We start from the raw sequence: 21,775 nt of genomic DNA, 5'->3' as shown, positions 1-21,775 counted from the left end.
TTTTAGAGTCAGATAAAGAAAGGTAATGAGCTTAGGGTCTAAAAAGGCAATCGGTTCCGTATTAGCGATCGGATTTCTTCTTCAGATTGCTTGCGTTTCCATTTATAATCTGACCGGAAATTGTCCGGTGAGCATGTCCTATCTCGAAAAACAAAAGGAAACTTCTCAGGTTCCTCCTTGCCATAAATCCGAAAAATCGGAACAAAAAAGCGAGTCTTCTTCCAACGAATGTTGCCCTAAACAGAATAGCATCGCTTCCTTGGATCTTTCTAAACTTTTAGCTTGGGAGAAATTAGGATTACAGAAAGTCCTGATCTTTTTGTTTATTTCTGAACTCAATGCTCCACAGATCGTGTTAGAGAACGTTATTTTAAATGATTCTTATATTCCGATCCCGTCGTCACATTCCCTTAGCTTAAGCGCTCTCCAAGTTTTCCTCATTTAATCCATATTTTCTCTCTTTAATCTTTAGGAGGAAATATGAACGCAAGACTTATTGTCTTAATATCAATTTATACATTATTTTCATCCGCAGCTTACGCGGAAAAAAGAAATCTGGAAGAGATCTTGGATGTTTTAGTAAAAGAACATCCTGAATCTAAGTCGCTAGCTGGCCTTTCCCAGGCTCACAAATCACATTCCGAGGCAACTGGTATATTACCAGATCCTAAAATAGGAGTGGCATTCAGAAATTATCCTACTCGAGGAGGGTATTCCACTTCCGATCGGGCATTGGATACACCCACAATGACAGGGATAGAATTATCGGTCTCCCAAGAGTTTCCTTTCCCGGGAAAATTAAGCACTGAGAAAAAGATCTCCAAACTAATGCAGACCGAATCAAACTTCGCCTATATTGCCGGAGTAAATCGGATCTTGGGAGACTTTTTCAGCCGACTGAACAAATACAAATATTCGGAAAAGAAGAAGGCGATTAACGAAAGAATATTAACCCTTCTTGGTGCACAAAAGTCCATTAGTGAAAACTCATATTCTTACGGAGAAAATACACTTTCCGGAGTTTTAAAGGCAACAGTTGCAAAGACGGAAGCCATCGAAAAAGAAACGGAATATACTACTCAGTTGAAAGACTTGAAATCTCAGCTCGAATACTATCAAATTTCAGATAAGGTTACCTTCTCCGATCTATACTCCATAGATCTGGATTCTTTTTTAGAAAACAAAAATGAAGAGTTAGAGGCGTTAGTAGCCGCGCAAACTTCCTTGATCGAGGATTCTCCGGAATATAAGATACAAATGGAAGAAGAAAAACGTTTAAAGGAACAGGCAAAACTCACCAAATATTCCCTGGCACCACAAACGGAAGTTTTCTTCTCTTATATGAAACGTAGATCCCAAACTTTCGCTTTGGACCAAGGCCCTTTAAATTATGGACTTATGGATACCACTGAATATAGAGGAGATCTTTTTAGCTTCGGAGTGAATATGAGAGTTCCGGTTTGGTCCGCTCTTAAATGGAATTCCATTACTGGCGAAACGGAACATCTGGCAGAAGTAGGTAAGGACTCTGTAGAAAAAACGAGAGCACAAATGTTTTCCGAACTAAATAGGAATCTGGCCTATATAAAGGGTGTTTCCAATCAGATCCGTTTGGTCGAGAAAAGACTGATCCCTGAATTGGAAAAATCCGTCAGAGCCGGTTCCTTCCAATATGCTTCCGGAAAGGTTAATGTGCAGGATACACTCCTCGCGCAAACTGAGATCTTAAATACAAAAATACGTTTAGAAGATCTTAAAGAACGGAAGAACGAATCCATTTTGAATACATTAAAACTCCTAAGTTTTATCTATAAAGATAACAAAACTCCGGAACATGATAAACATAACTGAGGATAAACACATGAAAAAATTACATTATCTATTTTTAATTTTATTTCTGAACGCAGGAAATCTATTCGCTCATGAGGGAAAAGAAACATTCGTTCTGAGAGAAGTTGCTAAGATCCATTCTTCCATCTATTCTGAAACTTCAGGAAGTATAGACGTTCAAAAATTGATTCAGCTTCTTAAGGAAAATGCAGATCACAAGAAGGACACAGAAAAATTTAAGAAGGCTCTTCCTATTGCAGAAGAATTGGGTAAAACTACGGATCTTTCTAAAAAAAGAGAATTATTCGAACGTTTATCCAAAGAACTGGAATCAATCGTTGGTCATCATGATAAATCGGGAGTTTCCGTATTCTATTGCCCAATGCTCAAGAAAAAATGGCTGGCTTCCGGTAAAGAGATCAAGAACCCATACGATCCAAAAATGAAAAACTGCGGAGAAATTATCAATGAAGCCAAATGATCTATCTACTTCTTCGTTTGTAGGATGGGTCGGAAAACTTTTGGCCATTCTGATAGTTGTGGCATTGGTAGCAGACTGTTCTTCTAAAAAGGACATCTACTATTGTCCGATGCATCCTCATTATACTTCAGATCGTCCTGGAAACTGTCCTATCTGCAATATGGATTTGGTCAAAAAGGAAGATCCTTCCGATCATAAAGATCACACAAATGCAAACAATTCTTTGCAAACTACAGAATCAATATCCGAAGAAGATCACTCTTCTCATCTTTCTGAAACTTCGTCCGGAAAAAATTCCCAAGAATTGATCCTTTCTTTCGAGAAACAACAATCTATAGGTATTAAAACGGAATTAGTAAGCAGAAGGAATCTGGTCAAAAAGATCAGTGCATATTCCAGCGTTGCTTACGATCCTGAATTATATTCTGCACTGAGTGAATACAAGGAAGCAGTTCGTTCTTCCGAATTTCTTTCTCCGGAGATCATTCGAAATCTACAATTGCGGCTTAGACAATTAGGTCTAAGCCAGGACCAGATCCGTATTTGGACATCGGGAGCAAGAGATCCATCCGAGTTGATCCTTGGAGGAAAATCGGGAAGGGCGCATATCTATTCTCAGATCTATGAATCTGATTTCACCACGGCCAAAGTTGGACTTCCAATCAAATTCAAAACGGATGTATATCCTGAGAAAGAATTTATAGGAAGGATCAAAAGTATAGATGTGATCTTGGATAAGAATAACCGAACACTCAGATTAAGAAGTGAAGTTTCGGATCCAAACCAACTCTTAAAACCCCAAATGTTCGGAGATACGATGATCGAAGTTTCCCTTCCGAAAGTATTATCCGTTCCGACTTCCGCAATCTTGGATACTGGAAAACAAAAGATTGCTTATGTACAAACTGCGCCTGATCGATTCCAAGCAGTTTCCGTCCAGACAGGAAAGAATATAGAGCCTTGGGTGGAAATTTTGTCCGGTTTGAAAGAAGAACAAAGAGTTGTGACCGAGTCCACCTTCTTGATCGATTCGGAAGCAAAGATCAGATTCGGCTCCGAATCTCATACTCATTAAGGAAAAGAATATGATCCAATCTATCATCCGTTTTTCCGCAGAAAACAAGTTTCTAGTTCTTCTAGTCACTTTGGCGATACTTGTCGCATCCTATGTTTCCATGAAAACAATCCCATTGGATGCGATCCCTGATCTTTCCGATACCCAAGTGATCGTATACTCTCGTTGGGATAGAAGTCCGGATATCATGGAAGACCAGGTCACTTATCCCATCATCACTTCTCTTTTGGGAGCTCCTAAGATAAAAGTGGTGCGAGGATTTTCAGATTTCGGTTTCTCTTATGTATATGTAATCTTTCAAGACGGCACAGATATCTATTGGGCAAGATCCAGAGTTTTGGAATATCTATCTAGGATTCAGCCATTACTTCCGGCCGGTGTAAAAACAGAATTAGGACCGGATGCAAGCGCAGTAGGATGGGTATACCAATATGCGCTGATAGACCAAACGGGAAATAATTCTCTCGTGGATTTGAGGACTTATCAGGACTTTCATCTGCGTTATCTGCTGAACTCTGTTCCTGGGGTATCCGAGGTAGCAGGGATCGGAGGATTCAAAAAACAATACCAAATCACAATTCATCCAAACGCATTAAGATCTTATAATGTGGATTTTGAAACTGTTATCCAAAAAGTCCGAGAAAGTAATCAGGAAACCGGTGGAAGGTTACTCGAAATTTCCGGCGCAGAATATATGGTAAGAGGAAGAGGATATCTTTCTTCTCTCACAGATATAGAGAATATTCCACTTTCTACGGATGCGAATGGAACTCCAGTGCTCCTAAAAAACGTGGCCTCAGTCCAATTCGGGCCTGATATTAGGAGAGGGATCGCAGACTTGGATGGAGAAGGGGACGTAGTTGCAGGCACAATAGTCATGCGCCATGGGGAAAATGCACTTTCAGTAATCGAAAGAGTAAAAACCAAACTGGAAGAAATTAAAAAGAATCTTCCTAAAGGCGCAGAATTAATTACTACTTATGACAGATCCGAATTGATTGAACACGCAATCAGCAATTTGAAATTCAAATTGGTAGAGGAGATGATCATTGTTTCCATAGTGATCCTGATCTTTTTATGGCATTTTCCTTCTGCCATTATTCCGATACTTACAATCCCAATTTCAGTAATCATTGCATTCATTCCAATGAATCTACTGGATATCAATGCGAATATCATGTCTTTAGCGGGGATGGCTATTTCGATCGGTGTACTCGTAGATGGAGCAATCGTAGAAGTAGAGAATGCTTATAAAAAATTGGAAGAATGGGAAGCGGGAGGAAGAATTGGAGACTACCATGCAGTCCGATTAGAAGCGCTGCTTGAAGTAGGACCTTCCGTATTCTTCTCCTTACTTGTAATCGCCGTCGCCTTCTTTCCTATATTTACACTTGTAGACCAAGAGGGAAGGTTATTTCGTCCATTAGCATATTCTAAAAATATCGCAATGGCAGTTGCCGCATTCTTGGCGATCACTTTGGATCCCGCAGTTAGAATGTTATTCACCAGAATGGAGCCATTCCAATTCAAGAATGTATTTCTTTCTAAGATCGCAACGACCATGCTCGTCGGAAAATATTATCCGGAAGAAAAACATCCAGTCAGCAAAATCCTGTTCAGATATTACGAACCTGCCTGTCGTTATGTTCTGCATAGACCTAAAACGATTATAGTTTCTGCATTCACATTGGTGATTCTAACAATCCCTGTATATTTCAGTCTAGGTTCAGAATTTATGCCCCAACTGTACGAGGAATCTTTTCTATACATGCCGACTACATTGCCTGGCATTTCCGTAGCGGAAGCGGAGAAACTTATGATCGCCATGGATAAAAAACTGAAAAGTTTTCCGGAAGTGAAACGAGTTTTTGGAAAAGCAGGACGCTCCGATACAGCTACAGATCCTGCGCCATTTTCCATGATGGAAACTGTGATACTTCTTAAGACCCAGGACCAATGGAGAAAAGCAGACAGGTTCTATTCCAATTTGCCAAGGATCTTCCAATATCCGTTCCTTCCTTTTGTATCCGAAAGGCTCACTAAAGATGAATTAGTGGAGAAGATGAACAAGGAGATGCAATTTCCTGGAGCCACAAACGCCTGGACAATGCCGATCAAAACTAGGATCGATATGCTAAGTACCGGTATGAGAACTCCGATCGGAATTAAGATCTTGGGTTCTTCTTTGGAAGAAATCGAATCTATCGGGATCAAAATCGAAACTCTTCTCAAAACGGACAAAAATGTACGAAGTGTATTTGCAGAGAGAACTGCCGGTGGCTACTTCCTAGATCTGAATTTGAGAAGAGAAAAATTAGCAAGATATAATATTTCCGTGGAGACTGCTCAACAGATCATAGTAGCAGCCATTGGAGGAGAACCGATCACTCAAACCATAGAGGGGAGAGAACGTTTTTCAGTGAATGTGCGCTATCCGCGAGAGCTCAGAGATTCTTTAGAGAAGATCAAAACAATACTCGTTCCGACAAAAGAATTCGGTCATATTCCTATTTCCGAAATAGCAAGTATAGGAGCAAAAACCGGTCCGTCTATGATCCGAGATGAGAACGGATTTTTAGCAGGATACGTGTATGTGGATCCTTCTACTTCGGATATCGGAGGCTTTGTTGATAAGGCAAAGAAGAAGGTTTCCGAATCCATCCTTCTTCCTCCCGGTTATTCCATAGTCTGGAGCGGTCAATACGAGAATATGATACGTGTCCGCGAAAGAATGATGTACATTCTTCCTTTGACAATCTTCATTATATTTTTGTTATTGTACTTCAATACAAAATCCTATATTAAAACTTTGATCGTGCTCCTTGCAGTGCCATTTTCCTTGATTGGTGCAATTGGGCTTCTATACATTCTGGATTACCAAGTTTCAGTCGCTGTATGGGTCGGGATGATCGCTCTAATGGGATTGGATGCAGAAACAGGAGTATTTATGCTCATGTATCTGGACCTTTCTTACGAGGACGCAAAGAAAAAAGGACGCGTCCGAACCAGGGAAGATCTGATAGAAGCGATCATCCACGGAGCTGTACATAGGATCCGACCTAAGATCATGACAGTTCTTGCAGCAATGATGGGCCTTCTGCCTATTATGTGGTCTGCAAGCACTGGTTCGGACGTGATGAAAAGGATCGCAGCGCCTATGGTTGGAGGGTTAGTTACCAGTTTTATTCTGGAACTTTTGGTATATCCTCCTATATACATGCTTTGGAAGGAGGGAAAACTGGGAGATATTCTTCCCGTCCTTCCTTTAACCAAGAAAAAGAGAACGAAATCCATTTAAAATAATAGGAATAACAAATGAACAACACTACTAAAAAACTGATCATAGGAGCGGCAATCTCCGGACTATTTCTATCGGGAGAAGTCTTTTCCGAAAAACAGGAAACTGGTTCGGATAACGTAAAAGGAGAATGTCATGGAGTCAATTCCTGCAAAGGAAAAAGCGACTGTCATACAAACGGAAATTCCTGCTCGGGACAAAACTCCTGCAAAGGGAAGGGCTGGATCTCCTTAACGAAAAAAGAATGCGATGCAAAAAAAGGGACTTTCAAGAAGTCTTAACCATTTGATAAAAATCATTTCGCATTCCATGGAATGTTAAGATAAATTCGACCAATTTAATATTGACTACAGAAGAGAGAGCCCTTAATCTTAGCGGGCGCATATTTAGGAGTTTCTATGAAAAAAACTTTAGCAACCATTCTATTTTCCCTGATCCTGGCAAGTAACGCTTACGCATTCACCGAGCTGGACAATCTGCTCATCGCGGAAGCAACCACTCCGGATCTAAAAAAGATCGCAAAAGAGTATTTTAACAAAAAAGCCAAAGACCATAAGGATCTGGCGGATAAGTATAAATCCTTAGCTGGCCAATCCCACGGTGGAAAGGCAACTGCTGATGCAGCAGAAAAGGAAAAATATAAAAAGCTAGCTGATCATTGCGATAAAGAAGCAGCTGCTTACAAAGCACAAGCTGACAAATTCTAAACCCCAATACACTCGCAAAATAAAAAACCCGTCCTGGCGACGGGTTTTTTCGAATTTTCAGAAAATCTGTTCTTATTATCCGAATCTTTCACTCAGAAGTTTTACCACTTGTTCAGGTCTCATGTTTGCTTGCGCAAGCATTGCAACTCCACTTTTGGTTAAAATCTGATTCTTGGTGTAGTCCACGATATGTTCTGCCATATCCGCGTCCCTTACTCGGCTTTCTGCAGAAACCATATTGATATAATTTGACTGCAAGCCTTCTGCTGTAATTTCCAAACGGTTATAATAAGCTCCTAGATCGGATCTTTGTTTATTCACCCTTTGGATCGCGTTGTCAAGAATACCGATCATCGCATTGGAAGAAGCGGGAGTAGACAAAGTCTGCTTTTTCCCGTTGTTCTCCAGCTGAAGCGCACCTGCATTCATTGCATCCACGAAAATTTCCAGCTTCTCGTTTTGATTCGGTCCTACATGCAACTGGATCGGATTTTTAGAATCCTTGGAGTAGGCTCCACTCAAAGGACGGATCTTATTGAACTCGGCGGTTTTACCCAGCCTGTCCACTTCGTCTATGAGTTGGTCTACTTCCAGTTGAACGAGTTTACGATCATCATCCGAGTAAATCCCGTTGGAAGTTTGGATGGATAATTCTCTCAATCTTTGGAGAATATTATTCACTTGTTCCAGATTCCCTTCGGTAACCTGAATAAAGGAAACTCCATCCATTACGTTTCTTTCAGCTTGGGCAAGACCGCGAATTTGGGTGCGCATCCTTTCGGAAACTGCAAATCCCAATGCATCATCACCGGCACGATTGATCCTCATCCCGGTTGATAACTTTTCTGTAGTCTTGTCTAGCTCGTTATTAACTGTCTTCAGTACGTTGTTCGCACGAAGAGCACTGATGTTGTGATTGATAATCATCAACAACCTCCCTGTAGCTAGCAGTTCGGATCCGTCCGAACCATAGGCCGGGCTTTTAGGAGGGGAGAACCTCCCGGGCAACCCGGATATCCACTGCGAATTTCACTCCCTTATATATCTGGGGAGATTTTTTTTTACGATTTTTCCTAAAGACTAAAGTCGCAATCGACGATAATCCAAAAGAGGGAAAATCTGCCCTCATTCTACCACTCACTTTAGCTATTTCGCAACTTTTTTTCCGTTAAAACTGCTTTTCTTGCGGGAATTTTCAGAACTTTTTCGGATTCTGTCCCCTAAATTCAGGCCGAATCATGAAAATTTATACCAAAAAGGGAGACTCCGGAACCACATCCTTGGCTTCCGGGACAAGGGTCTCCAAATCTGATCCCAGAGTAGAATTATATGGAACCGCAGACGAATTAAACTCTGCGATCGGAGTCTCCATTTCTTTCCTAACAAAAGATTCCAAATTAAAGAACTCGTTAGAAAGGATCCAAAATTTACTTTTTGAATTGGGATCCGAGCTTGCCGGATATAAGAAGAAGGACGATTCTTCCTGTATCCTAGAAGAGGATATCTCCGAATTGGAAAAGGAAATAGATCATTGGCAGGAGTCACTTCTTCCTTTGAAAAATTTTATTCTTCCCGGCGGATCCTCTTCATCTTCTTTTCTGCATGTTGCGAGAACCTTGGCCAGAAGATTAGAAAGAGAACTGGTACGTTATAAAGAAGAAGGTCACGAGATCTTTGCTGAAAATCTGCGATTCTTAAACAGACTTTCTGATCATCTATTCGTAGCAGCAAGATACGCAAATTTTGAATCTAAAATCCCGGAACCAGAATGGAAATCCAGAGCCAAAGGCAAATAACTCATCCTAGAGGTTTGTATGTTCTCTTCTTCGTGGAAATGTGGGAGAGGTTTTCTTTTTACGGAATGAGAGCGCTTCTTGTTCTGTTTTTGACCAAAGAACTTTTGATGCAAGACGCCCAAGCGGGTAGAATATACGGGTTTTATAATGGATTCGTGTATCTGACTCCGATACTCGGCGGTCTACTTGCAGACAAATTTTTAGGATACAAACGTTCCATCTTCTTAGGTGGAATTCTAATGATGTTCGGCCATCTTTCCTTGGCATTTAATGGTCTTTGGACTTTTTATTTAGGACTCGGACTTTTAATTGCTGGAAATGGTTTTTTCAAACCTTGCATTTCCACTGTTGTAGGAAGAATTTACGAATTAGAAGGGAAACCTGAACTAAAAGATTCAGGTTTTACAATATTCTATTTTGGGATCAACTTAGGTGCGATCCTCGGAACCTGGGCATGCGCAAATCTTGCTGAATATAAAGGTTGGCATTATGGATTTGGGATCGCAGCAATTGGAATGCTGATCGGTCTTATCATCTTCGGATTTTTAGGAAGAAGAGTGAATCCCGAGGCATTTTTAGCGAATGGAAATCAAAGATCATCGGATCCGAAAACGGAAGATCCAAAACAAGATAGAGAAAGAATTTTTGCGATTATGGTTTTCTCTGCAATTACGATCACATTCTGGGCTTCTTATGAACAAATAGGCTCCTCTTTAAGCCTGATCATTGATAGATATGTGGATCGAAATATTTTAGGTTGGGAAGTCCCTGCTGCAAATTATCAATCTCTAAATCCGCTTTTTGTAGTGAGTTTGGCACTTGTGGTTTCTTGGATCTGGAAGAAATTCGAAGAATCAGGCAGGCATATTTCTACAGTAACTAAGTTTTGCCTTGGACTGATCATTTTGGGAATAGGATATCTTCTTCTTTCCTTAGTAACGTTCGGATCTTCCGAAAAATTTTCCTCTATTTGGATCATTCTTTCCATTTTACTTTTAACGATCGGAGAATTGTTTTTATCTCCAGTTGGTTTGTCTTTAGTTACAAAATTAGCACCTGTAAAAGTTGCCTCGATGATGATGGGATTTTGGTTTTTGGCAAACTTCTTCGCTCATGTTCTCGCCGGAGAATTAACGCAGTTCATGGGAGGAAGGGAGTCCTTGTCTGGGTTTTTCCTAATCTTCTTCTTTTTGCCTACGATCACTGCGATCGGTTTATTTTCTTTCCGTAAAAAACTAGAATCTTGGATGCATGGTGTAAAATGAGAGTTCGGATCTTAGCTAACCTTCTTCTTTTATTCTCCTTTTCAATATCCGCAGATCCTTTCGAAGACTTGCTTAAAAGCGATTGGGACAAATCACAATCACTTCTGATCAAAAACTCTGTTTTCCAAAAATTAGGACAAAGAGCCGGGAGCAAAGAAGTGCTCAAGATCACTAAAAATGTGATCCCTTGGGCAATCCTAGAAGGAGTTACCCCGGAAAAAACTGCAGAACTCATCGTAAATCTAGACTTCGCAGTCAAGGAAGGACTTACATTTGAAGAAGCGGAAGATGCGATCCCTGTCGCTTCCAAACGAGAAATTTCGAAAGAAGATTTCAGCTATATCGGTCTATATTTTAAAGAAACCAAAAAAGCAGGGATCAGAGAAGAGGTCCGAAATCGTTTTGTAGAAGCCGCCATGGAAAAAAAATGGGACGGGTTTTCTGTACTCGCAGGTGGAAGAGCGCTTATCGCAGGAAAACTCGTGGATTTTCCTGAAAACCGTTTAGCTTCTAAAATTTTGAACCAATTTCCTGCAAAAGGTAGAAATATCCCTTTTGCAAAAACGGAAAATAGTTTTAAATCCGTGCTCGATTCAAAACTGGACGGAGCTTCTTATATTCTTCTTTCTAATTTAAAAAAATTGCATGAAGGCGAGAAAGTTACTGCTCCTCAAAAGTATGCGTCTGCCCGCGCTGTAGAAACTTCTTTGGAAGAAGTAGGTGGGATCGTTATTGGAGACAGACCAAGAATTGAACCTTTGCCTGATCCTCCCTTGGTTCCGAATCTACCTGAACCTGGAGAACCAACTGAACCCGACAAACCGAGTAAAGAAAGTTGGGAAACTTTATCTTCTTCTATCTTGCAAAAAGTTGCGAAAGAATGGGTAGGAACTCCTTATAAATGGGCGAATGCTGCTAAAACCGGAACTGATTGTTCAGGTTTTACTTTTAGAGTTTTGACGGATGGTCGTATAGGTGTTCCTGAAAAAATGGTATCTCGCGCGTCCAGTGCTCAAACCAAAATGGGAACAGGAGTTTCTCATAATGAAATGAGATCTGGAGATCTAATCTTCTTCTCCGCTTCTCCCAACCAATCCAAGGTAACTCATGTGGGAATGGTCTTAAATGGAGAAGAATTCGCTCATGCTTCTTCTACTCGAGGTGTGGTAATCGATAAGATCCGGATGAAATGGTGGATAGATCGTTTTGTGATGTCCAGGCGAATATTTAAGAAAGTTATAAATTAGTTATTCGCCTAAGTTCATTTCTTCCACAATCCCAACAAGTAGTTGAGCCTTTTGGATCTGGTCCGTGCTGGAGAGGATCTCTTGCTTCTTCTTAAAATTGAAATTTAGGATCGAAGAAATAAAATCTACAGGAAATGGATGAGACCAAAGATCGTTCATTCTTAGGATCAATTCTTCCTTAGCTCCTTCTGAAAGTAGAATTCGTTTGGTGAGGTATAAGATCCGATCAAAGATCTCTACGAATAATTTATCTTCAATGTATTTGGAATCAGCTTCTAGTTTTTCTATCACTCCAATTCGAAATGGTTCCATGGTATCATAGGATTCCAGTTTTGCGATCCCTTTGCCTTCGAGTAGAATATTGGATCTTCCATCGGGAAGTGGATCTTTTCGAACAATCGTGCCCCAACCAAAAATAGTTTCAATTTCAGGTTGAGAACTTTTTAAATTGCCTGGCTCCATTTTAATAGGTGCGATCGCCATTTCCTCGCCGGACTCGGAACAATAATCCAACATCATCCTATATCTAGGCTCGAAAATATGAAGAGGAAGAAATGTGCCTGGAAATAAGATGACTTCAGGAAGAGGAAAGATCGGAATTGTAGTTCTTGACACCTAGGATTTATCCTAACCTGTTGAAGTGAAAACGCAAATCAAATTGTAAGACCGGTTTAAAATTGTACTACTTAGATAAAAAGCGATATTTGGAAGCGGCTTCTAAATTAAAAACCACTAAAATTATAGTCATCGGCGATCTCATCCTAGACGAGTATCTGATCGGAGAAGTGAACCGAATTTCTCCGGAAGCTCCTGTTCCAGTGGTGTGGGTGAGAAACGAAAAAACCACTTTAGGCGGAGCGGGAAATGTAGTAAAAAATCTTTCTCGCTTAGGGGTTCAATCTTTCGTTTTGGGTAGGGCTGGAAACGACTCAGCTGCTAAAACTTTGGATGATCTTCTTTCTACGGAGAATACGAGTTCTTCTAAAAATACAATTATACGTTCCGAAAAAGTTCCAACTATTCTAAAGACTAGAGTGATCGCAGGTCACCAACAAGTTTGTCGTATTGATAGGGAGGAAACATTTCCTCTAAGTGATGCAGAAGAAAAACAATTATTAGAAAGTTTTTCTAAGATCATCCAAGAAGCGGATGCAGTTGTTCTTTCCGATTATGATAAGGGAACTTTGACCGCGAGCCTCATCCGTAAAACGATCGATATAGCAGTCCAACATAAAAAGATCGTAACGGTGGATCCTCAGGTTTCTCATTTTTTCCAATACGAAAAAGCGACTGTAATGACCCCGAATCATCATGAAGCGGGAAAAGCTCTTGGAAAAAAATTAGAAACGAATGCTGAAGTGGAAGAGGCAGCCAAGAAGATTGCAGAAAATCTAAATTCTCCATCGATGATGATCACTCGCGGTGAAAAAGGAATGAGCCTTTATATTTCTTCCGAATCCAAAACCTACCATATCCCTACCGTGGCTAAAGAAGTATTCGATGTGACCGGGGCAGGAGATACTGTTATCTCAGTTTATACTTCTTTTTTAGCAGCTGGTTTAGGCGAATTAGAAGCAGCAATTGTTTCCAATGCTGCAGCAGGAGTAGTGGTCGGAAAACTAGGCGCAGAAACTGTTTCTTTAGAAGAACTTTTAGAAGCTCTGGAGAAAAGAGGAAGTTTTCAGTGAAGTCTTCTTTCTCTTCCTGTATAGAGAAAATCATTCCTTTCCACGAAGCGAAGAATGTTTCGGAAAAGATTCGCTCCAACCAAAAGATCGTTTTCACTAACGGTGTATTCGATCTAGTCCATAAAGGCCATTTGACTTATCTTTCTCAGGCAAGAGACTTAGGCGATGTTCTTTGGGTGGGGATCAATTCTGATTCTTCCGTAAAAAGACTAAAAGGTCCAGAACGTCCTGTAAATCCGGAAGAAGATCGGGCACTTCTTCTTTCCTGTCTTTCCTTCGTAGACTATATCAGCGTGTTTTCAGAGGACACTCCTTTGGAACTGATATCTCAGGTAGCGCCTCATATTCACGTAAAAGGGGGAGATTATGATCTGGAAGCTCTTCCTGAAACTCCTCTTGTTCGCAAATTGGGCGGAGAAGTGAAAATTCTACCCTTTGTTCCCGGTTTTTCCAGCACAGATCTGATTAGACGTATTCGCCAAAAACCCTAGATTTACTTCCCAATTCCGCGAAATTCCGAGTTGGATTTTCCGAGACTGAAGAAAACTCTGTTCAGCAGGTAGGAGTTCGGTTTGTCCAAAACTAAATTTATTTTCGTGACCGGAGGTGTTTGTTCCTCCCTTGGAAAGGGTGTATCCGCTGCAGCCCTTGGATGCCTTTTGGAAAGTAGGGGTTATACCGTTTCCCTGCAAAAAATGGATCCTTATATCAATATTGATCCTGGAACCATGAGTCCGTACCAGCACGGTGAAGTGTATGTGACCGAAGATGGCGCAGAAACTGATTTGGACTTAGGTTATTACGAAAGATTTACCAAATCTAAATTCACTCGTAAGAATTCTGTGTCTACGGGACAAATTTATAATACTGTAATCCAAAGAGAAAGAAAAGGGGATTACCTGGGACGAACAGTCCAAGTGGTTCCTCATATCACTAATGAGATCCGAAACAGGATCTATACTCTTGCGAGAGAAAATGCAACTGACTTTGTGATCGTAGAGATTGGTGGAACGGTGGGAGACATCGAGTCCATTCCATTCTTAGAAGCAATCCGTCAGATGAGATACGAACACGGACCTACTCAAGTTTTATTTATCCATGTTACTTTAGTTCCTACCATTACAGTAGCAGGTGAAGCAAAAACAAAACCTACCCAACACTCAGTTAAAGAACTTTTGGCATTAGGGATCCAGCCGGATATTTTGATCTGTCGCGTGAACCAGCCTATGCCTAAGGAAATGAAAGGAAAAATTTCCTCCTTCTGTAACGTAAAGGAAGAAAATGTAATCTCCGCTTCTGATATCAGCACTTCAATTTACGAAATTCCTAAAATGTATAAGGAAGAAAAATTGGACCAAGTAGTTCTAAAAACATTAGGATTAGAACTTGGAAAATCCAATTTTACAGAATGGGAGAAGATCATAAAAAGTCTTCATTCCGCAAAACAAACCGTCCAGATCGCGGTTGTCGGGAAGTATATTTCTCTTCATGATGCCTACCGTTCTGTTTACGAAAGTTTATCTCATGGCGGGATTGCAAACGAAGCAAATGTAGAATTCATCAAAGTTGATCCTGAAAAGTTAGATAAAACAAATGTGAAGGATGTTTTAAGATCCGCACACGGTGTTTTAGTTCCGGGTGGATTCGGAGATAGAGGAATAGAAGGTAAGATAGCAGCAATCCAATATGCAAGAACCAAAGGAATTCCATTCTTCGGAATTTGTTTAGGAATGCAATGTGCGGTAATTGAATACGCTAGAAACGTTCTTGGCCTTAAAGATGCAAACTCCACTGAATTCAGACCTGATTCTCCGGATCCTGTGATCTCTTTGATCGAAGAGCAGATGGACATCGATCAGATGGGTGGAACCATGCGTTTAGGATCTTATCCATGTAAGATCAAGAAAAACACCTTAGCATTCAATGAATACAAACAAGAACTGATCTATGAGAGACATAGACATAGATTCGAGTTTACAAACAAATACAAACAAAGGTTCGAAGAAAAAGGAATGATCCTTTCCGGTATTTCTCCCGATGAAAACCTGATTGAAATCGTAGAAATTCCATATCATCCTTGGTTTATAGGAGTTCAGTTCCATCCTGAATTCACTGGAAAACCTACAAAACCGCATCCATTATTTGCCGGATTCATCCGTGCTGCGGTCAAATTTGCAAGGAAGGCATAATGAGCGATAAAACTGCCCAAGAAAGGGATTTTTTAAGCGGTAAAAAGATTGGAGGAAAGAATCCATTCTTCCTGATCGCGGGTCCTTGTGTGATGGAAAACAGAGACTTACTCGAAAAAGTCTGCGCTGAGATGTTGGAGATCACCACAGAATTAGGTATCCCTTATGTTTTTAAAAGTAGTTTCGACAAAGCAAATCGTTCTTCCGTTTCTTCTTATAGAGGCCCTGGACTTACTGAAGGAATTAAACACTTAGAACATATTAAGAAAAAATTTAATGTTCCGGTTCTAACAGATATCCATGAAACAACCCAAGTTGGTCCCCTTAAAGATGTGATCGATATGTATCAGATCCCTGCATTCTTAAGCAGACAAACAGACCTAATCGCAGAATCCGCTAAAACAGGAAAATGGGTGAATGTTAAAAAAGGACAATTCTTGGCTCCTTCCGACTGCAGACATATCAAAACAAAAATCCAAGAATCAGGTTCCGAAAAGTATATGGTCACCGAAAGAGGGACAACATTCGGCTATGGGAACCTAGTGTTTGACGGTAGAACAGTTCCTATATTACATAGTTATGATATTCCAGTTGTATTCGATGCTACTCACTCCGCACAATTGCCGGGCGCAGCAGGAAATATTACCGGAGGTCAGAGAGAATATATTCCGAGTATGACAAGAAGTGCAGTGGCACTCGGAATAGAAGGAATTTTTATGGAAGTACATCCTGATCCTGCAAAGGCACTTTCGGACGCTACTACTCAGTATCCACTTTCTGAAATTAAATCCTTATTAAAGGAATTGGTTGGTTTAGACCGTTACGTAAAACAGGAAATCCTAAACCGCTAATCGATATAGCCTTGTATTCCCGCATACTCACTCTACTCAAAATAGACCCGGAAACCGCCAAAAAATATGGTCCGGGGCTAGGAGTAGGACTTGGAATTTTATTCTTAGTTCTTTTCTTCTATTCCGGTGGAAAATCGGACGCTAAATACACTCGTGTAGAGGAAGAAAAAGAGAAAGGTTCCACTGTTTCTTTTAAAAATTTTGCAAAAGACCAATACGATGAGAATGGAACTATATTATGGAAACTGAAAGCGGAAGAAGCTTATCTATACGCTGACGAAAAAAGATACGTTCTGTATGGGATCAATTTCGACCAATATGAGAATGGAAAGTTCAAGTCCAGACTCACCGGAGAAAAGGGAGAGATTAATCAGGTCAAAAAGCTAATGAAACTTACAGGAAATATTCTTCTTAAAACGGAAGAACATAGGACTCTGAGAGCAAAATCATTAGATTATAACGACGAGACCAAAGAACTAAGCTCCAATGAAGAAGTTGTGATAGATGCAAACGGAACTCATATCCGAGGAGTTGGCCTAAGAGCAGACAAGGATCTGAACAAGTTTACGATCCTAAAACCGAGTGCGATTACCCAAGGCGGTTCCAATCCACTCTCTTCTTCCCCTAAAGAAAAATGAAACGTATCCTAACCTTATTGTATTTATTATTATTTCTCCCTGCGCATTTGGGATCTCATTCCAGGCCTCCACTTTTATTCTCCGCAGAAACGTTAGATCCCAAAAGTTTCCAAGGGATCGGAGAAGCAGATCCAAAACGTAAGGAAAGTTTTCCTACATTTTGGGGAGCAAATGCACTTACCCAAGAAGATAGAGAGATCCAAGGTCTAAAAGTTACTATCTTCAGTTTAGAAGGTGGGGCCTGGATCCAACATAAAAAAGTTAAGCTGGGCGCAAACCGTATAGAAGTTTTTGGAAAAGAAGCATATAAGGCTTTTTTAAAGAACGGAGTACATATTGAAGACCAGGAAAACGGAACTGTCATGAGGGCAGGAGTAGGAGAATATGATAAGTATTCCGAAATGGTTTATATCAAAGAAAGGCCCAGGCTCAGCTTCCGGGACAAAACTGGCAAAACCACGGTCATTTCCGCAAAACAGATCGATAGAGAATTAAGCACTAAGATCACTAAGCTTCACGGTGGAGTGATCGTTAACCATCCTGAAGTTACAATCTTCTGTGCAGAAGCAGTATTTAAAGAATCAGAACATCTCATAACCACGGATCCAAATCCAATTCTTATTTCTAAGAACAGATATTTGAGCGGGAAAAAGTTATCCTTCTACACAAATGAAAGCAGGATCCTTTTGGAAGAAAATACAGTATTATTCCAATCTTCGGAAGAGACTAAAAAAGATCCGGAAGGAAATGAGAAAAAACAAACTGTTCTCACCATCCTAAAAGGAGATAAGATAGAAAGCCGCCCCAACGAAGAGAACGATCGTACAGTTATGATAAGCGGCAATGCAACAGTTCTAAGAAAAGATATAAAGATCACTTCGGATAATATTGAGTCAGTGGGAAAGGATTCACGTATTATCAAGGCAAGAAAGAATATCAAGGTTCACGATAGAGAGAATAATCTTCTTCTTTCGGGTAACGTATTCGATTATTTTAGGAATGAGAACTATCTTCACCTGACTGACGAAGGCAAAATGGAATTTTTGGATAAAAATTCAGATCAGGTAACAAGCACAATAACCGCTCAAGAATTCGAACGTTTCTTAGACCAAAAAGAAACAGTGATCCGAGGAAATATCTGGATCAAATCCAAGTCCACAGAGGCACAAGGCGAGTATGCCACTTATTTTGAAAACGACGAATCCGTAATTTTAGAAGGAAATCCTAGAATTAATCGAAGTGGTAAGATCCTAAGAGCGGGAAAAATCGTCTTTTATCCAAGAGAAGGAAGATCAATTCTGACAGAAGGAGTCCATTTAGGAAATTAGGCTTGCATAATGGGACAAAGGATCCGGTGCCAAAACTTAATCAAAATATACAATAAGCGTAAGGTTGTAGACGGAGTCAGTTTCGATGTTCGCAAAGGAGAAGTAGTTGGTCTACTAGGTCCGAACGGTGCCGGAAAAACTACATCCTTCTATATGTCCGTCGGTTTCGTAAAACCGGATTCAGGTCATGTATTCATAGACGACCAAGACGTGACGGATGCTCCGATGCATACTAGAGCAAAACTTGGAGTAGGTTATCTCGCACAAGAAGCTTCTATATTTAGAAAACTTACAGTCGCAGAAAACTTAGAAGCAATCTTAGAAACTCTGAACATTCCTAGATCCGAAATCATTCGCAGAAGAGACGAGCTACTGTTAGAATTACAAATTATGCGAGTGGCCAACCAAAAAGGTTTTACCCTTTCAGGTGGGGAAAGAAGAAGATGCGAAATCGCCAGAGCCTTAGTAACAAATCCGGATTTTATCCTTCTTGACGAACCCTTCGCAGGGGTGGACCCTATTGCAGTAAAAGATATTCAAACCGTTATAAATAGTTTAAAGAAGAAGGGACTGGGCATCTTAATCACAGACCATAATGTTCGAGAAACGTTAAAGATCACTGATAGAGCGTATATCATGCATAGTGGTCGGATCTTAATCGCGGGAACACCTAAAGAACTCGTGAATGATAAAGAAGCAAAAAGAATGTATCTAGGAGAGGACTTCAAGCTGTGAATCTGAACCACCAGTTAGTACAGAAGCAGACACAAAAGCTTGTCATGACGCAGGACTTGCGTCAGTCGATAGAGCTTTTGCCTTTGTCTACTCTGGAACTCGCTGACAGGATCAGCGCAGAACTGGTGGAAAATCCGATGTTGGAAGAGGAGCCAGGCTCAGAAAGAAGTAAAAGCCCGGAACTCTATTCGGTAGACGATCTAAAAAGAAAAGAGAAGAACGACTTTCTTAAAAATTCTGACCAAGGCTGGCAGGATTCTTTCAGCTTAGACAAACCTCAGTATAGAGGCACCGATGCTTCTGACAGAAACCAAAAATATATTGAATCCTCTCCTAACGCACAATCTCTTTCAGATCATTTACTTTGGCAGCTTAGGATCTCTTCCTTAAAAGGAAAAGAAATGGAGATCGCGGAAATTTTGATCTCTATGCTGGATGATAGAGGATTTATCTCCCAGACCCAAGCGGAACTTGCTACAGAGATAGGAGTTTCTGCCAAAATCATCAAAAAGGTTTTAGAACAGATCCATCAATTGGACCCGCTCGGAATTGGCGCAGGGAGCATTCAAGAAACATTATATATCCAGGCAAAGATCCTAAAACCGGAAGATAAAAATTTACACGATCTCATCTTAAATTATCTAAAAGATCTGGAAAAGCTGGATTATAAGGGAATTTCCAAGAAGATGGGTCTCCCTGTAGAAGCAATCGAAGCGATGGCAGCCGAGATCAAGAAGCTGGAACCGTTCCCCGCGACATTATACACTCCCCAAAAACCTGATTATATTGTTCCGGACGTTATCATCAGAGAAATAGAAGGTGAGTTCAGCATATTGCTGAACGACGAATGGCTTCCTAAATTAAAAATCAATAAAGAATATAAGGGAATGCTCAAAAAAGGGGCCGGTGCCAAGGATTCAGATAAGGAATATATTTCTACTAAACTTAACTCCGCAGAATGGTTGATCAGATCCGTAAACCAAAGAAGACAAACATTATATAGAGTTGTCTCCGCAATCATAGAACTACAAACTGAATTTTTTCGCAAGGGTGTGAGATTTTTAAAACCTCTCACGTTAAAAGATATCGCAGAAAGACTGGACCTTCACGAATCTACAGTATCTCGTATCACTTCCAATAAGTATGTTCAAACTTCTTGGGGAATTTTAGAATTAAAATGGTTCTTCTCCTCCGGATTAAAATCCAAAAGTTCAGAAGGAGGAATGGAATCCTCCAAAACAATTCATGACATTATACGTAATCTAGTAAAAGAAGAAGATCCCGAAAATCCACTCTCCGATCAGGACATAGTGGAAAAAATAGAAAGCAAAGGGATAGAGATCGCCAGAAGAACTGTGGCAAAGTACCGTAAAATCCTAAAAATTCTACCATCCAACCAAAGAAAAAAAGTAAAATCTCTGGAAGCAAGGTAACTCATGTCCGTTCCAGGTATTAATGTTTCTAATATTCTAAAAGATCATCCTGAGTTAGGTTTAAAACTCATCGCAGGAGAGAATGGTCTCCAAAACCGGATACATAGTTCCGAGATCAACCGTCCTGGTCTTTCACTCACAGGATTTTACGAAAGTTTTGCTCATGACCGAATCCAAATTTTTGGAAAAGGAGAATGGGCCTATATCACCTCTAAAGAAGGTGAGGATATGGAAAAGCTCGCCGCGGATTTTTTCCATTTTCATTTGAATTGTATCATATTCACTCACGGGAACGTTCCTCCTCCCATCTTTGTGGAATACTGTGATCGTCTGAATATCCCGCTCTTAGGATCGGATGTTTCTACCCACAAATTTATCACCCTCATCTCTCAAATTTTAGACAGAAGTCTCGCACCTAGGACTATGAGACATGGGGTGCTCATCGAAGTATTCGGAATTGGGATACTCCTTTCCGGTAAAAGTGGTGTTGGAAAAAGTGAAACAGCACTTGAGCTCATAGAAAGAGGGCACCGCCTTGTTGCAGACGATATGGTGGAGATCAGAAGACTTTCCGAAAGTTATTTGATCGGGACTTGCTCGGACCTTCTCCGTCACCATATGGAGATCAGAGGATTAGGAATTTTGAATATAAAGGATATATTCGGAATTGGCTCCGTGCGAGATCATAAACTGATAGAGCTGATCATCCATTTGGAAGAATGGACAGAAGAGAAAGAGTTCGACCGAACAGGACTCGAAAATAGAACGGAAGAAGTCCTAGGCGTCAATATTCCTCTGATAAAACTTCCGGTTCGTCCAGGAAGAAACATACCAATTATCGTAGAAACCGCTGCAATGAACCAAAGATTGAAAAAACTTGGAAAAAATGCAGCGGCAGAATTCAGCCAAAAATTAAATATTTATCTGCAGCAAGGAAAAGTTGAAAGAAATCCACCTCAAAATTAACGAAAACGGTGCAGGGATGCATGCTCGTCCTGCCTCTGTCTTTGTGAATTGCGCGGCAAAATACTCCTGCGAAGTTCTGGTCTCCAAAGACGGAGTAGAAGTGAACGGTAAAAGTATCATGGGACTCATGATGTTAGCCTTAGCTCCCGGTGCCGAATTTTCCATCAAGACTGAAGGCGCTCAGGAAGAAGAAGCAGCGAATGCTCTAGCCAAATTAGTGGAAGGCGATTTTGCGATATGAAATGGTT

At 40.5% G+C, this 21,775-nt stretch carries 22 protein-coding genes; 20 read left to right on the top strand and 2 right to left on the bottom strand.

Annotated elements, in window-relative coordinates; all coding sequences use genetic code 11:
- Positions 1–25 precede the first annotated feature (25 nt).
- The 7 genes from CH352_RS05695 to CH352_RS05665 all read left to right on the top strand — a co-directional run bounded on the left by CH352_RS05695 (position 26) and on the right by CH352_RS05665 (position 7,391).
- Complete coding sequence (locus CH352_RS05695; RefSeq protein ID WP_100705869.1) at positions 26–445, top strand: hypothetical protein; 420 nt, start codon at positions 26–28, stop codon at positions 443–445.
- A 35-nt stretch (positions 446–480) separates the two neighbouring features.
- Entirely contained in the window at positions 481–1,851 is a 1,371-nt protein-coding gene (locus CH352_RS05690) for a TolC family protein (protein WP_100705868.1), read from the top strand.
- A 10-nt stretch (positions 1,852–1,861) separates the two neighbouring features.
- Positions 1,862–2,311 carry an LIC13259/LIC11441 family protein gene (locus CH352_RS05685; RefSeq protein ID WP_100705867.1) on the top strand — a complete coding sequence of 150 codons (450 nt, stop codon included), beginning with the start codon at positions 1,862–1,864 and terminating at the stop codon, positions 2,309–2,311.
- The gene (locus CH352_RS05680; protein WP_100705866.1) at positions 2,298–3,386 is read left to right on the top strand and encodes a heavy metal-binding domain-containing protein; all 1,089 of its coding nucleotides are present in this window, start codon (positions 2,298–2,300) and stop codon (positions 3,384–3,386) included. The genes CH352_RS05685 and CH352_RS05680 overlap by 14 nt, the downstream gene beginning before the upstream one ends.
- A gap of 10 nt (positions 3,387–3,396) precedes the next feature.
- Positions 3,397–6,684, top strand: a complete 3,288-nt coding sequence (locus CH352_RS05675; protein WP_100705865.1) for an efflux RND transporter permease subunit — start codon at positions 3,397–3,399, stop codon at positions 6,682–6,684.
- Between the two features lie 17 nt (positions 6,685–6,701).
- Positions 6,702–6,965 (top strand): BufA2 family periplasmic bufferin-type metallophore, encoded by a 264-nt coding sequence (gene bufA2 / locus CH352_RS05670; protein ID WP_100705864.1) that lies wholly within the window; start codon positions 6,702–6,704, stop codon positions 6,963–6,965.
- 117 nt (positions 6,966–7,082) lie between these two features.
- Positions 7,083–7,391, top strand: a complete 309-nt coding sequence (locus CH352_RS05665; RefSeq protein ID WP_100705863.1) for an LIC_10421 family protein — start codon at positions 7,083–7,085, stop codon at positions 7,389–7,391.
- 75 nt (positions 7,392–7,466) lie between these two features.
- On the opposite strand, the gene CH352_RS05660 is transcribed toward CH352_RS05665, so the two are convergent.
- Complete coding sequence (locus CH352_RS05660; protein ID WP_100705862.1) at positions 7,467–8,318, bottom strand: flagellin N-terminal helical domain-containing protein; 852 nt, start codon at positions 8,316–8,318, stop codon at positions 7,467–7,469.
- 311 nt (positions 8,319–8,629) lie between these two features.
- On the opposite strand from CH352_RS05660, the gene CH352_RS05655 reads away from it, so the two are divergent.
- Genes CH352_RS05655 through CH352_RS05645 form a run of 3 tightly spaced genes read left to right on the top strand, consistent with a single transcriptional unit; the run spans position 8,630 to position 11,699 of the window.
- A complete protein-coding gene (locus CH352_RS05655; RefSeq protein WP_100705861.1) occupies positions 8,630–9,187 on the top strand; it encodes a cob(I)yrinic acid a,c-diamide adenosyltransferase in 558 nt (185 codons plus the stop codon).
- Entirely contained in the window at positions 9,160–10,452 is a 1,293-nt protein-coding gene (locus CH352_RS05650) for a peptide MFS transporter (RefSeq protein WP_100705860.1), read from the top strand. The genes CH352_RS05655 and CH352_RS05650 overlap by 28 nt, the downstream gene beginning before the upstream one ends.
- Positions 10,449–11,699 carry a C40 family peptidase gene (locus tag CH352_RS05645; protein WP_100705859.1) on the top strand — a complete coding sequence of 417 codons (1,251 nt, stop codon included), beginning with the start codon at positions 10,449–10,451 and terminating at the stop codon, positions 11,697–11,699. Before CH352_RS05650 ends, CH352_RS05645 begins: the two co-directional genes overlap by 4 nt.
- Here CH352_RS05645 and CH352_RS05640 read toward each other — a convergent pair whose 3' ends face one another.
- Positions 11,700–12,314, bottom strand: coding sequence for an LON peptidase substrate-binding domain-containing protein (locus CH352_RS05640; RefSeq protein WP_100705858.1), 615 nt, complete (start codon positions 12,312–12,314; stop codon positions 11,700–11,702).
- A 62-nt stretch (positions 12,315–12,376) separates the two neighbouring features.
- Here CH352_RS05640 and rfaE1 point away from each other — a divergent pair, with 62 nt between their 5' ends.
- From rfaE1 to CH352_RS05590, 10 genes are all read left to right on the top strand, one after another.
- Complete coding sequence (gene rfaE1, locus CH352_RS05635) at positions 12,377–13,387, top strand: D-glycero-beta-D-manno-heptose-7-phosphate kinase (protein WP_165780152.1); 1,011 nt, start codon at positions 12,377–12,379, stop codon at positions 13,385–13,387.
- Positions 13,384–13,878, top strand: a complete 495-nt coding sequence (gene rfaE2, locus CH352_RS05630; protein ID WP_100705856.1) for a D-glycero-beta-D-manno-heptose 1-phosphate adenylyltransferase — start codon at positions 13,384–13,386, stop codon at positions 13,876–13,878. Before rfaE1 ends, rfaE2 begins: the two co-directional genes overlap by 4 nt.
- Positions 13,879–13,959: 81 nt before the next feature.
- On the top strand, positions 13,960–15,576 hold the full coding sequence (locus CH352_RS05625; protein WP_100705855.1) for a CTP synthase: 1,617 nt from the start codon (positions 13,960–13,962) through the stop codon (positions 15,574–15,576).
- The gene (gene kdsA / locus CH352_RS05620; RefSeq protein ID WP_100705854.1) at positions 15,576–16,427 is read left to right on the top strand and encodes a 3-deoxy-8-phosphooctulonate synthase; all 852 of its coding nucleotides are present in this window, start codon (positions 15,576–15,578) and stop codon (positions 16,425–16,427) included. The genes CH352_RS05625 and kdsA overlap by 1 nt, the downstream gene beginning before the upstream one ends.
- A gap of 11 nt (positions 16,428–16,438) precedes the next feature.
- On the top strand, positions 16,439–17,065 hold the full coding sequence (lptC, locus tag CH352_RS05615; protein WP_100705853.1) for an LPS export ABC transporter periplasmic protein LptC: 627 nt from the start codon (positions 16,439–16,441) through the stop codon (positions 17,063–17,065).
- On the top strand, positions 17,062–18,393 hold the full coding sequence (locus CH352_RS05610; RefSeq protein WP_100705852.1) for an LptA/OstA family protein: 1,332 nt from the start codon (positions 17,062–17,064) through the stop codon (positions 18,391–18,393). Before lptC ends, CH352_RS05610 begins: the two co-directional genes overlap by 4 nt.
- Positions 18,394–18,402: 9 nt before the next feature.
- The gene (gene lptB / locus CH352_RS05605; RefSeq protein WP_008590112.1) at positions 18,403–19,128 is read left to right on the top strand and encodes an LPS export ABC transporter ATP-binding protein; all 726 of its coding nucleotides are present in this window, start codon (positions 18,403–18,405) and stop codon (positions 19,126–19,128) included.
- Positions 19,125–20,561 carry an RNA polymerase factor sigma-54 gene (gene rpoN, locus CH352_RS05600; protein WP_100705851.1) on the top strand — a complete coding sequence of 479 codons (1,437 nt, stop codon included), beginning with the start codon at positions 19,125–19,127 and terminating at the stop codon, positions 20,559–20,561. Before lptB ends, rpoN begins: the two co-directional genes overlap by 4 nt.
- 3 nt (positions 20,562–20,564) lie before the next feature.
- Positions 20,565–21,527: an HPr(Ser) kinase/phosphatase gene (hprK, locus tag CH352_RS05595; protein WP_086448715.1), complete on the top strand. Its 963-nt coding sequence runs from the start codon at positions 20,565–20,567 to the stop codon at positions 21,525–21,527.
- Positions 21,502–21,768: an HPr family phosphocarrier protein gene (locus CH352_RS05590; protein WP_207766650.1), complete on the top strand. Its 267-nt coding sequence runs from the start codon at positions 21,502–21,504 to the stop codon at positions 21,766–21,768. Before hprK ends, CH352_RS05590 begins: the two co-directional genes overlap by 26 nt.
- Positions 21,769–21,775 lie beyond the last annotated feature (7 nt).

The organism is Leptospira hartskeerlii, assembly GCF_002811475.1.
Taxonomy (GTDB): Bacteria; Spirochaetota; Leptospiria; order Leptospirales; family Leptospiraceae; genus Leptospira_B; species Leptospira_B hartskeerlii.
This window is presented reverse-complemented; position numbering and strand designations above follow the sequence as displayed.